15 protein-coding genes are annotated in these 11,869 nt (G+C 50.7%); 8 read left to right on the top strand and 7 right to left on the bottom strand.

Features of this window, described 5'->3' with window-relative positions; genetic code table 11:
- Nucleotides 1-14: 14 nt before the first annotated feature.
- Together DXY29_RS10265 and DXY29_RS10260 are read right to left on the bottom strand one after the other, a co-directional pair.
- Complete coding sequence (locus DXY29_RS10265; protein ID WP_115024900.1) at nt 15-875, bottom strand: MlaD family protein; 861 nt, start codon at nt 873-875, stop codon at nt 15-17.
- 5 nt (nt 876-880) lie between these two features.
- A complete protein-coding gene (locus DXY29_RS10260) occupies nt 881-1,639 on the bottom strand; it encodes an ABC transporter ATP-binding protein (protein ID WP_170952207.1) in 759 nt (252 codons plus the stop codon).
- Nucleotides 1,640-1,788: 149 nt separating this feature from the next.
- Between DXY29_RS10260 and yvcK the strand changes: the two genes are divergently transcribed.
- Nucleotides 1,789-3,144, top strand: coding sequence for a gluconeogenesis factor YvcK family protein (yvcK, locus tag DXY29_RS10255; RefSeq protein ID WP_115024898.1), 1,356 nt, complete (start codon nt 1,789-1,791; stop codon nt 3,142-3,144).
- A 7-nt stretch (nt 3,145-3,151) separates the two neighbouring features.
- Here yvcK and DXY29_RS10250 read toward each other — a convergent pair whose 3' ends face one another.
- From DXY29_RS10250 to DXY29_RS10240, 3 genes are read right to left on the bottom strand one after another with little or no spacing between them, the layout of a single operon-like run.
- Nucleotides 3,152-3,718, bottom strand: coding sequence for an NAD(P)H-quinone oxidoreductase subunit J (locus tag DXY29_RS10250; RefSeq protein WP_115024897.1), 567 nt, complete (start codon nt 3,716-3,718; stop codon nt 3,152-3,154).
- On the bottom strand, nt 3,715-4,455 hold the full coding sequence (locus DXY29_RS10245) for an NADH dehydrogenase subunit K (RefSeq protein WP_115024896.1): 741 nt from the start codon (nt 4,453-4,455) through the stop codon (nt 3,715-3,717). Before DXY29_RS10245 ends, DXY29_RS10250 begins: the two co-directional genes overlap by 4 nt.
- Before the next feature lie 2 nt (nt 4,456-4,457).
- The gene (locus DXY29_RS10240) at nt 4,458-4,820 is read right to left on the bottom strand and encodes an NAD(P)H-quinone oxidoreductase subunit 3 (protein WP_011363234.1); all 363 of its coding nucleotides are present in this window, start codon (nt 4,818-4,820) and stop codon (nt 4,458-4,460) included.
- Nucleotides 4,821-4,903: 83 nt separating this feature from the next.
- On the opposite strand from DXY29_RS10240, the gene DXY29_RS10235 reads away from it, so the two are divergent.
- The 6 genes from DXY29_RS10235 to DXY29_RS10210 all read left to right on the top strand — a co-directional run bounded on the left by DXY29_RS10235 (nt 4,904) and on the right by DXY29_RS10210 (nt 7,117).
- Nucleotides 4,904-5,302 carry a rubredoxin gene (locus tag DXY29_RS10235; RefSeq protein WP_115024895.1) on the top strand — a complete coding sequence of 133 codons (399 nt, stop codon included), beginning with the start codon at nt 4,904-4,906 and terminating at the stop codon, nt 5,300-5,302.
- 9 nt (nt 5,303-5,311) lie between these two features.
- Nucleotides 5,312-6,313: a photosynthesis system II assembly factor Ycf48 gene (locus DXY29_RS10230; RefSeq protein ID WP_115024894.1), complete on the top strand. Its 1,002-nt coding sequence runs from the start codon at nt 5,312-5,314 to the stop codon at nt 6,311-6,313.
- Between the two features lie 71 nt (nt 6,314-6,384).
- A complete protein-coding gene (gene psbE / locus DXY29_RS10225) occupies nt 6,385-6,633 on the top strand; it encodes a cytochrome b559 subunit alpha (RefSeq protein ID WP_115024893.1) in 249 nt (82 codons plus the stop codon).
- A gap of 3 nt (nt 6,634-6,636) precedes the next feature.
- On the top strand, nt 6,637-6,777 hold the full coding sequence (psbF, locus tag DXY29_RS10220; RefSeq protein ID WP_115024892.1) for a cytochrome b559 subunit beta: 141 nt from the start codon (nt 6,637-6,639) through the stop codon (nt 6,775-6,777).
- A 9-nt stretch (nt 6,778-6,786) separates the two neighbouring features.
- The gene (locus tag DXY29_RS10215) at nt 6,787-6,906 is read left to right on the top strand and encodes a photosystem II reaction center protein L (RefSeq protein WP_006852026.1); all 120 of its coding nucleotides are present in this window, start codon (nt 6,787-6,789) and stop codon (nt 6,904-6,906) included.
- A 10-nt stretch (nt 6,907-6,916) separates the two neighbouring features.
- The gene (locus tag DXY29_RS10210; protein ID WP_115024891.1) at nt 6,917-7,117 is read left to right on the top strand and encodes a photosystem II reaction center protein J; all 201 of its coding nucleotides are present in this window, start codon (nt 6,917-6,919) and stop codon (nt 7,115-7,117) included.
- A gap of 113 nt (nt 7,118-7,230) precedes the next feature.
- Here DXY29_RS10210 and DXY29_RS10205 read toward each other — a convergent pair whose 3' ends face one another.
- Complete coding sequence (locus DXY29_RS10205; protein WP_136987754.1) at nt 7,231-7,701, bottom strand: hypothetical protein; 471 nt, start codon at nt 7,699-7,701, stop codon at nt 7,231-7,233.
- 164 nt (nt 7,702-7,865) lie between these two features.
- Here DXY29_RS10205 and DXY29_RS10200 point away from each other — a divergent pair, with 164 nt between their 5' ends.
- Entirely contained in the window at nt 7,866-8,888 is a 1,023-nt protein-coding gene (locus DXY29_RS10200; RefSeq protein ID WP_170952192.1) for a sulfotransferase family 2 domain-containing protein, read from the top strand.
- Here DXY29_RS10200 and DXY29_RS10195 read toward each other — a convergent pair.
- Nucleotides 8,885-11,254: a glycosyltransferase gene (locus tag DXY29_RS10195; protein WP_115024888.1), complete on the bottom strand. Its 2,370-nt coding sequence runs from the start codon at nt 11,252-11,254 to the stop codon at nt 8,885-8,887. The genes DXY29_RS10200 and DXY29_RS10195 overlap by 4 nt on opposite strands.
- Nucleotides 11,255-11,869 lie beyond the last annotated feature (615 nt).

The raw sequence follows: 11,869 nt of genomic DNA, 5'->3' as shown, positions 1-11,869 counted from the left end.
GCACAATATCGTGCCTATTGAGCGGTCTGGGCCGGGTAAATCTCACCAAACAACTCACCCAAGCCAATGGTGATATTGCGCACGCCCTGCATGAACTCAGGATCTCCTGTGAGTTGAGCCACATCGCCGCCGACCGCATCGATCTTGGCGGTGAGCTGTGCGGCATTGGCGGCCGTCTGCTTGAGCTCACTCAACGTCTGGGGATTATCGAGAGAGGACGCAATGTTGTTCACATGCGCCGTCGCCGCCTCCAGATTGCGAATCACCGGAACAGCCTGGGCCAGCTCCTCCTGGAGCTGCACGGTCAACAGCTCAAATTCCTTTGTGGTGGCCTCAATCTGCTCAAGTGATGCAGCCAAATTTGGGATGACCCGTTCTTGCTGAGCCTGGGCCAGCAGCTCTTGCAGGGTTTCCGTCACTGTCGAAAGGCTGGCCGCCTCACTCCCTTCCACAGTGCTGCCATCACAGAGTTGCTGTTCAGCCCGGCAGTCAGCAGCACGCGGGAGAGGGGCACCTTTGGGCAACGGTGTGCCGCGACTGACAAGTGAGACCTGCGCATCTCCCCCCAGCAGGGAACCGGAGGCCACCGTGGCCGTGACGGGCAGCGACAGGAGCAGATCACCTTTGTCAATTTCGAGCTCAGCCACCACCGCTTCGGGGGTCACCGCAATCGAGCGCACCGAACCCACCAGGATCCCCCGATAGGTCACAGGGGAGCGCTCCGCCAGCCCAGCCGCATCGTTGAAACGTGCGGTCAGGGTCCAGTGGCTGGAGCCCAAACGAACACCTCGCAACCACAAGGCCGTGGAAGCAAAGCCGATGATGCCGCCGATCACAGTGAATCCGACGATGGCATCACGAACGCTGCGTCGCATGGTGATCAGTGCTCCGCCGGTTGCATCGGTCCGCGCAGGCTACCCGTCCTGAACTGCACGACATAGGGGTTGTCTGTGGTGCGGAACGCATCCACTGAGCCTTCCCACTGAAACTGGCCGTCGTAAAGCATCACCACCCGTTCCGCAGACCGTTCGATCGTGCTGCGTACATGACTCACCACCACCGAACACCCCTGCGCCACGGTGGTGGTTTTCACAATCAAATCCTCAATCCGCGTGCAGGCCACAGGATCGAGGCCTGCCGTGGGCTCGTCGTACAGCAGCAAGGGCATCGACTGATCCCCCCTCTGGGGATCATCAATCAGCGCACGGGCGAAGCTCACCCGCTTCTGCATACCACCACTCAATTCCCCGGCGTAGAGATGGGCCACGTCATAGAGCCCAACAGCTTCGAGGCAGGCATTCACACGATCACGAATCTCCTTCTGCGACAGCTGCGCCCTTTCGCGCAGCAGGAAACCAACGTTCTCCTCCACCGTGAGGGAGGCCAGCAAGGCGGGGTTTTGGAACACCAGCCGAACGTCGGGCGGATCGGTCTGATCCAGCCGTAGATACGTCTGTGGTTGGTCGAACACGCGCAGTTCACCGCTGGTGGGCAACTGCAGACCGGCCAGCAGGCGCAGCACCGTTGACTTTCCCGCACCCGATGGGCCCACCACGGCCAACCGCTCCCCCGGGCGCAGGGTCAGATTGACCCGATTCAGCACAGGCTTAGGTCCCCACTGCATCGTGAGGTCCCGCATCTCCACGACGGGTTCAGACTGCGGCACGATCTGGGCCGAAAAACACAGACATCCTGCCGCCTTTCGACAAGCTCCGTACAGTTTGGGGAACTAGCGGACCAAGTCTTTCCTTGGCGCCAAAGACCCCGAAAAGTAGACGCCAGGCCCGGATGATGCGCGACATGCGGCGTCGGGATCTGATGACCCGATCCCAAAGGGCAGTGCGCTGGCTGCAACCCGGCTTGGTGGTCAAGCGCTGGCTGCTCACATCCGGGTTGGGGCTGTTGATGGCTCTGCTGGGTGCCGCCATCTGGGCCGATCTGAAGCCGATTTACTGGATTTTGGAAACCCTCAGCTGGCTGCTGGGCACCCTCACCACGGTGTTGCCCCGTGAATTTACGGGGCCACTGGTGGTCTTGATCGGCAGTGGCCTGCTCCTCTGGGGTCAAAGCCGCAGCTTCGGCTCGATTCAACAGGCTCTCGCCCCCGACAAAGACACCGTGCTGGTGGATGCCCTGCGGGCCAAGAGCCGCTTGAACCGGGGCCCCAACATCGTGGCCATCGGCGGCGGCACCGGCTTATCGACCCTGCTGAGTGGTTTGAAGCGCTACAGCAGTCACATCACCGCCATCGTCACCGTCGCGGATGACGGCGGCAGCAGCGGTGTGCTCCGGCGGGAATTGGGGGTGCTGCCCCCAGGTGACATCCGCAACTGCCTGGCAGCACTCTCAACAGAAGAGCCTCTGCTCACCCGCCTTTTCCAGTACCGCTTCTCGGCCGGTAGCGGCCTGGAAGGTCACAGCTTTGGCAATCTTTTTCTTTCAGCCCTAACGGCCATCACGGGAAATCTGGAAACAGCCATCACCGCCTCCAGTCGTGTTCTGGCAGTTCAAGGACAAGTGGTCCCTGCCACCAATGTGGATGTGCGGCTTTGGGCAGAGCTCGAAAACGGTCAACGGATCGAAGGAGAGAGCAACATCGGAAACGCCCCCAGCCCCATCGTTCGTCTGGGCTGCATTCCAGAACGCCCGCCTGCCCTACCAAGAGCGCTCGAAGCGATCGCCAACGCCGACCTGATCGTGCTCGGGCCGGGCAGCCTCTACACGTCTCTGCTCCCAAATCTGCTGGTGCCGGAGCTAGTGAGTGCCATCAAACGCAGCCGAGCACCACGGCTCTACATCTGCAACCTGATGACACAGCCCGGCGAGACCGACGGCCTGGATGTGCGCGGTCACATCCGGGCGATCGAAGCGCAGTTGGCCAGCCTCGGCATTGAACCCAGGCTGTTTAATGCCGTTCTTGCCCAAGACGACCTTCCACCTTCAGACCTGGTGCGCCACTACCAAAGCCGGGGTGCGGATCCGGTGCGTTGTGATGCCGAAGGGCTTCGATCGGATGGTTATGACGTCACCCAAGCACCTCTGCAGGGAATCCGACCTACAGCGACCTTGCGTCACGATTCCCGCAGCCTGGCTCTAGCAGTCATCAGGTTTTACCGCAGCCACCGCTCCCAACACGCATCCTGAGACGCGATCAATAGGCGTCCTGCATTTCGTAGAAATCTGGCTGGACGTAGTCCTTGCGCAACGGCCAACCTTTCCAGTCCTCCGGCATCAAAAGACGCTTGGGATGGGGATGGCCCTCGAATTGAATGCCGTACATGTCGAACGTTTCACGCTCCTGCCAATCAGCTCCACGAAATAGGCCGTAGATCGATGGAAGCGACGGGGTGCCCTCCCGGCTGAGGAACACTTTGATCCGCACTTCCCGCAGCTTTGCGGAAGGATCAGCCGCCATGGCTTCAACCTGTTCCGCCATCGCCAACAGGTGGTAAAAACAAACCAACTGCTCGCCAGGCCCTTCGTCATACCCGCCCTGGCACTGCAGATAATCGAAGCCATTGCTCTTGAGAGCCGCAGCAATCATCGGGAGAACGGGAGCTTCCACACCGATCTGCTCGACACCAAGATGATCGGGCTCAAGGCTGTTGTGATCGAAGCCTTGCTTGTTCAGCCACTGGCTTACCGGACCAGGCTCCGGCGCAACGACAGCACCAGCTTCATCGGAAGCGGCAGGTTTTTTGGAGGGGGTTTCGCTCATGACTCGACGGGTTCAGCAGCAGGGGTGAGCACGGCGGCATCTGTGGCCAAGGTCTGACCGGCTGGAGCAGCAGCAAGGGCAGCTTTTTGGGATTCAGCCCGGAGGTAGGCGCCGGTCACAACAGGCTCCACACGCTTCATCTGATGGGAGACCGTCATGTAGCGATGGGTCTGCTGATGCTTGCGCCGCTCCGCCAGCGACTCATCCCCGACTTTCTTGCGCAGCTTGATGACGGCGTCAAAAATGGCTTCGGGGCGGGGCGGGCAGCCAGGTAGATAAAGATCCACCGGAATCAACTTGTCGACGCCGCGCACAGCTGTGGTGGAGTCAGCGCTGAACATGCCGCCTGTGATGGTGCATGCGCCCATGGCGATCACATACTTCGGCTCTGGCATCTGCTCATAGAGCCGTACGAGAGCCGGAGCCATCTTCATGGTGACGGTGCCGGCCACGATCAAAAGATCGGCCTGACGTGGGGAACTGCGAGGAACAAGACCAAAACGGTCAAAGTCGAAGCGAGAACCAAGCAAAGCCGCAAACTCGATAAAGCAGCAGGCCGTTCCATAGAGGAGGGGCCAGAGACTGCTCAGACGTGCCCAGTTATGCAGGTCATCCAAGCTGGTGAGGATGACGTTCTCGCTGAGGTCGTTGGTGACCGTCGGGGCACCAATCGGACCGCAGCTGGCTTCGCGCAGATCGCGAACAGCAGAAATAGAGGGGGATGTGTTTTCAGACATGACTAGCTCCACTCGAGGGCGCCTTTGCGCCAGGCGTAGGCCAAAGCCACCAGTAGAATGGCAATGAAAATCAAGGCTTCAATGAAGGCCAACAAGCCGAGACGGTTGAACGCAACAGCCCAGGGGTAAAGAAACACGGTCTCCACATCAAAGATGACGAAGACCAGCGCGAACATGTAGTAGCGGATATTGAATTGAATCCAGGCGCCGCCAATGGGTTCCATGCCGGATTCGTAGGTGAGCTGGCGCTCACCGGCACGACTTTTCGGCGCCACCAACTTGTTGGTCACGAGAGCCAACACAGGCACTGCTGCTGCAATTAGCAGAAACCCCAGGAAGGCGTCGTAGCCGGGCAGGGCAAACATGGAGGTCCCCGTAGACGGAGCCAGTCTGGCATTCACTGCCAGGAGTTGTCGCCGATAGAGTCAACCCGCCAAGCAACACAGCGGTGAGCGACGAACAACAGTCCGTCCAGCCGGTCGAAGCGACCGAGGCGGTGGAGCCAGCGGTTGAAACTGCCCCGGAAAGCGATCCACGGACACACCGTTTCGAATGTCGCAGCTGTGGCTACGTCTACGACCCTGAGGAAGGAGTCAAAAAGGTTGGTATCGAAGCCGGAACGGCGTTCGAAGATCTCGACCCGATGTCGTTTCGTTGTCCGGTCTGCAGGAGCAGGGTGGCCGCTTTCCGCGACATCGGCCCGCGCGCCAAAGCCAGCGGCTTCGATGAAAATCTGAATTTTGGCCTCGGTGTCAACCGAATGACCCCAGGACAGAAGAATGTTCTGATCTTTGGCGGCCTTGCCCTCGGCTTCGCCTTCTTCTTATCCCTTTACTCCCTGCGCTGAGGCCAACTCATGAAACGTCTGTTGAACTCTGCGACTCAGCTTTTGCTGATTCTTGTCCTGGGGGTCAGCCTCAGCGGGTGCGTCACGACTCATGTTCCGATGGCGACATCGAGTCCATGGCAAGCCTTGGACCTCGACACCCAAGCGAATCCATTGGATGTGGCCTTCACCGACAGCCGCCACGGCTATCTGGTGGGCAGCAATCGCATGATCCGAGAAACCAACGACGGCGGAGCTCACTGGAACGAACGCAGCCTTGATCTTCCCGACGAAGAGAACTTCCGGCTAATCAGTATCGATTTCAATGGTGATGAAGGCTGGATTGCCGGACAGCCGGGATTGCTGATGCACAGCGAGGACGGCGGCCAGAACTGGACACGACTTTTCCTCGACACAAAACTGCCCGGCGAGCCTTACCTGATTACAGCTTTGGATCGTCACTCAGCGGAGCTCGCCACCAACGTGGGTGCTGTCTACGAGACCCACAACGATGGGTCGAGCTGGGAAGCGAAGGTGACCGATGCGGCGGGAGCCGTGCGAGATCTGCGACGCAGCAATGACGGAAGCTATGTGAGTGTGAGTGGCCTGGGCAACTTCTATGCCACTTGGGAACCGGGCGATTCTGTCTGGCAAGTCCACCAGCGCGTGAGCAGTCAGCGCCTGCAAAGCATTGGCTTTCAACCCGACGGCAATCTCTGGATGGTCGCTCGCGGCGCCCAAATACGCCTCAACGATGAGCCCGGGGATTTCGACAGCTGGAGCAAAGCCATCATTCCCATCACCAATGGCTACGGCTACATGGATCTGGCCTGGGATGACGACGGCGCCATCTGGGCCGGTGGCGGCAACGGCACGCTTCTCGTGAGCCAAGACGGGGGCGACAGCTGGGAGAACGATCCCGTTGGCGACCGTCAACCAAGCAACTTCACGCGCATGGTCTTCGACGGTGAGCACGCTTTTGTGCTCGGAGAGCGCGGCAATTTGCTGCGCTGGGTCGGCAACGCTGTGTAACTGAGGTGCAGCCTCAGCCTCAGCTGACCAGCGCTACCTCCTAAGATCATCGTCCTGACACGCCCAACGCCATGGCCGCCGGCTCAACAGGAGAACGTACGTTCTTCGAAATCATCACGAGCATCCGTTACTGGGTGATTCACGCTGTGACACTCCCCTCCATCTTTTTGGCTGGGTTCCTGTTCGTGTCCACCGGCCTGGCCTATGACGCCTTTGGCACCCCACGCCCCGACGCCTACTTCCAGGCATCCGAAAGCAAGGCTCCCGTGGTTACCCAGCGTTACGAGGGCAAATCCAACCTCGACATTCGTTTGAAATAAGCCATGACCCAAGCACCCCCCGTCTCCACAACGCCACGCAATTATCCGATTTTTACGGTGCGTTGGCTGGCACTTCACACCCTCGGCATCCCGACGGTGTTTTTCCTTGGCGCTCTCGCCGCGATGCAGTTCATCCGCCGCTGATTCCGATTCATGGAACGCAATCCCAACCCCAACAACCTTCCGGTTGAACTCAACCGCACCAGCCTCTACCTGGGTCTGCTGTTTGTCTTCGTGACCGGCGTGCTCATGTCCAGCTACTTCTTCAACTGAGGTTTATTCCATGAGCGGAAAAAAATCCCTGTTTCCCGACGGTCGAATTCCAGATCGCCTGCCCGATGGCCGCCCCGCAGTTCCCTGGAAGTCACGCTGGACCGAAGGCGTCCTTCCTCTATGGCTTGTCGCTACTGCAGGAGGAATGGCCGTGCTGTTTGTTGTGGGTCTATTTTTCTACGGTTCCTACACAGGCGTTGGCTCCGCTTGATCAGAGCTGAAATTCAGAAATACATACAAAACCGGCCTAATGCCGGTTTTTTTGTATTTAATTCAAGGCATTAAATGGGGAATACCTCGTTAATACCTCGTTGCAGCAGACATCTAATCGGCTGCATTTGCAAGCAAAAGAGCGAATCTCGCCTGCAACTCCTCGTTTGCCCTTAACAATTCAGACTGATGACGACTCAAAAGAAAATAATGCTCTAATTCCTCTTGCACTTGACCCAATTGGAGTAGAACCAATTCAACTTGGTGGCGTGCTTCTAGGCTCTCCTTTCGAGCCCTATCAAGCTCTTCCAACTGGCTGCTCATATCCGAAACCTGCTGAGATAACTGTTCTTTCTCTTTGACATTGATGTCCAATTGCTCTCTCAACACAGAAAGCGAACGAAGCGCTTCATCCCTCTCTTCCGTTAATGACTTAAATTCACCTAACCGCTGATCTAGAAGATCTAATTGTACATTGCTAAATCTTTTCGCGTTTTCCACATCGGCAACTAAGCCGCCAAGAGCTTGAGTCAACTCCAATAAACTAGGCAGATAAGAGCCTTTATCGGCCTTTGAATGAACCAAGTCAATAAGCTTGAAACTTATCTATGATACACGACAAGCAACGATGAACAAAAGCGAAAATGAGGCTTTGCAAATCAACCTCGTCTACACTACCGTGATGATCAGGTAGATTATCAGCACCAAGCCTTAGCAAGGCTATAATAAAAAATCAAATAGTATCGGCCGTGACGCTATTCATACAAAATAATCATTCAATTTTGTTTTTACACGTACCAAAGTGTGGGGGCTCTTCGGTTGATAAACTATTTAAAAGCAATGGCTATTCTTCTACGCTTGAAATGCGTGGTCTGCCACCACAAGATTGCCTAACCGCTTCCCCACAACATCAAACATGCGAAAAACTAAAATCAATAGTAAACATGAAAAAGCTAGAGGATATATTTATCATTGTACGAAATCCATACGCAAGAATTGTATCTGAATTCAACTGGCAATTTAGGAATACAGAACAATGTGACAAGCCAGAGATTAATGAGTGGATCGTAGAATCACTGGAAAAAGCATCAGTGGATTGCAGTTTTGCAGACAATCATTTCCGCACGTGTCTCGACTTTGTTGATACAAGCTCACCGTGTAATATATTTAAGCTTGAGGATGGAATTGAATTCATAGCAGAATTCTATATTCGCGAAAATAATTCTATTAGCGATATAGAAATACCGACCGAGAAAAATGCTAAGAGCTTTTCGAGCCGTGCTGACAAGTCTGAATTGAACACTAAAGCAATTCAAGCAATCAATCAGTTCTATAAATATGACTTCAAGGCTTTTGGATACAATCTCATAGACAACAAAGATACTGAGGAGAACTCGCTTCAATCCGATGAACTGGATGGGGATAATGGCATAGAAAGCAAAGTGCAGACCATAATTGATTGGAGAGAAAAAACCTTAGACAACTTATATCTAAAGCTTCTCAAGGAACTTGACTCATTGTTTGCAAATACGACCCAAAAAATAAATGACATCCATCGTACTGAGGGCCAGCGAAAAATGGAGGAAAACAAAGTAAGAGAATCAGTGAATGCTCTTTACAACCAGACCCTATTGAAAGTAAAGCATTGCGAATTAAATCTGAACCTGATTATCTCATCCCAAGAAGGCATTCAACCAGAAAAAATAACAAAAATGCTAGAAATAATTGATCAATACAGAAGCTTATCTAGACAACAAATTGAAGAGATCTAAGCTAGATCTTGGCAGTAAGTTCTATAGATCGACATATACTCTCTCGCCATCACATTAACTGGAAGTATGAAAGGGTATAAGCCATAATCCGATCTATTAATTATTGAATCTTGAGCATCATTGATCAAATCACGATTTTTCAAAAGCTTGTTTAAAATAAACTTTAACGAGCCATAGGTGGGATCGATAACCCATCCACCACCACATTTCCTCAATCTATCACCCACTGCTCCTAGATTAGTACCAATAACAGGCACATTACACATCCACAATTCAGTCAACGTATGACAATACGTTTCGGGCCAGATAGACAAAACTAGGCCAATGTCTGGCGACAAAGCAGCAACTATTTCGGGAAAATCATTCCGATCATAACCACCATGACATATTATCGAAGAGTTATCGTTAATATTAAGTTGATTTTGAATATTACCTAAAATATGAACCTCTAAACAACTACTTAGCTGCTCATCCTGAGCGAGTTGCTTGATAAGTAATCCACCTTTCGTATCTGTAATATTGCCAGGTGCAAGTAACTTGAGTTTCGACTCGGTACTTGGTTTCTTGGGTTTCCTAGACTTCGATGATGAGAGATATAGTTCTCGGCCATGTTCAATAATGCGAAAATCCTTGCAAGACACAACATCAGGGTACACACTTTGAACTATCTCAAAAGCTGTATGAGATGTAGTAATCAATGCATTGGCATCTGACAAACATTGTTTAAATATGCTTTGCCACTTATAAACACCATCATTCTTAAGAACATTAGAAAAAGGGTGATCCCATAATTCATATTTACAATCATTCGCCGCTTTCGAGTGCAGGCAATCGCCTCCACAATGCTTGTTATCAGCATCTTGCAATTTTATATTAGGACAAACCGTATAAAAATCATGCAAGCTGAAGAAACAAGGGACATGAAAAAACTTTAAAATATCAAATATTTTTACGCTATGCCAACCCATATGGCGAACATGAACAAAGGAGAATCTAAATTTTTCAAGAAGTTGAATATAGATTCTTTCAAGAAATTGATTGGCATGGGATGGCAATCTTGTCTCTGGAATAGAATATTCGGCCCCAAATATTTCATCAAAATTATTATCAATTAGACTTAGCTGGGCAGCACTTTTCCTTACATAAAGGCAAAAAGGTTGTATATTATAATTCTTTTTTAGTGCAATCATCAGGTCGCGATTGGTTTGCGGGGTGCCGCCAGTCTTAACATTCACCAAAAATAATGCGTTACGCGCTGCCGAAGTGGAAATATTCTCTTGCAAAAAACTATTCAAATTTTCAATAGCTTGCTTGTAATTGAAGCTTGCAAAATAATCTCTTATCTCTTGTGTATATTCTGGATGTAATTCGTCAACCTTGAGACGACCTTCTTTCACCATAGACATCTTATTCTCAGATCCAAAGCTGGCTGCTTCAGCATGATAAATATAAGTTTTGGTATCAAGAGTATTTATATATTGTTTCTTTTTTAGTCTCATGCAAAAATCATTTTCTTCTCCATAGCCGCGAGGAAAGTTAACTTGATCAAAATAACCGACTTCTTCAAAAGCCTTGGATTTAATGTAAAGGCAGAAACCATGGCCTGTTGGCATTTCTTGAAGACTCTCAAAGTGATGCTCACAACCGAGAGAATTAAGAAGCTTTTGAATTTGAATAGCTTCTCTTGGTGAGCAAGTTTTTGCAACTGAGAAAGGACCAGCGCTATTAGATAGAGGAGTAACTGTTGCTATTCTAGGGTTAGAATAAGCTTTGATCTTTAAATTAGAGACCCAGCCAGGAGTAACAACAGTGTCACTGTTGAGTATAATCACATCGTTATTATTTGCCAAAGAAAATCCACGATTTACAGTCCCTGAGAAGCCTAAATTCTCAGCATTTGTATATATATCTAAATTTTGGGCTATTGAATAAGAGTCAAGTAAATTTGATATCTCAGGATCAGTGCTAGCGTCATTAATTGCTATAATTCTTACAGAAGAAGGCGTGCAATTTAAAAGGCTATCTAAACACCCTTTCAAAGCAATAGGGGCATTGTAGATAGGCAAAATGATCGTAACTTTAGGCGAAATAGATAGTTCTGTTAAATGATGCCCATTTTCACCAAGACTTACTAAATTTGTTTCTAATGCTTTACTTAAATGCCACTCAGATTCATCAATGGCCACTAGTGACTTGGACTTAATTTTTCCACGCTTTAAGGCACAATATCTCAGCTTTAGTTTTAGCAAGGTCTCATCTTGCTTGCTTAAACTTTTATTCGAAAGCAGTTCTTTTATATAATATGAAGCACTCTCATAATCATGCTTATGATGAATTAAATCACTTATGCGATTAAAATATTCCATAGCAATAGTTTGTTATATAAATCATAGCTGTCCCGCCGTGATCCTGTCAAGCAAGAACAGTGATTTCAATTAAGGCCAAAGCACATCAAAAGCAGTTCAAATTTCAAGCCACGAGCTGAGATCTCGATGATCATTGGCTCTAATTTATGAATACATGGCTTATGGTAATTGATTGCATTTTTGTTGGCTTCTAAGAAGGGTTTAGCTTTGCAAATTACTGCTGTCTTTTTTAGTTTGGCAGAGAATCATTAGATCTAGACTCTACATCTGATGCAGCAATATGATGATTAATGTCGAAACAATGGAGGATATTATTGAGACTGAGCAGAATTCAAAAGCAGATTATCGTATAGACAAATGCCAACTTCTGCGTGAAATTCACGCCAATATTTTAATGCGAAAGAATATTTTTCCTGGCAAGATCATGCTGAAACCAGCCTTGGCTTCATGCATAGTTTCCTGGCAACGTATTCTATTCTGTAACATGTAGCGAATAAATGCAGACTCAAATCGATCGATCGGGTTTCTTGATAAAGAAATTTGAGCCAAATGTGGACAATTGTATTACATATGCTTTGCGCAATTATGCAGCTCATGACTGCGCATTTGGGAATA

The sequence above is a fragment of the Synechococcus sp. UW69 genome, assembly GCF_900474185.1.
Taxonomy (GTDB): domain Bacteria; phylum Cyanobacteriota; class Cyanobacteriia; order PCC-6307; family Cyanobiaceae; genus Parasynechococcus.
Note: the sequence above shows the minus strand (reverse complement) of the source record. Positions and strands in the feature narration are given on the sequence as shown.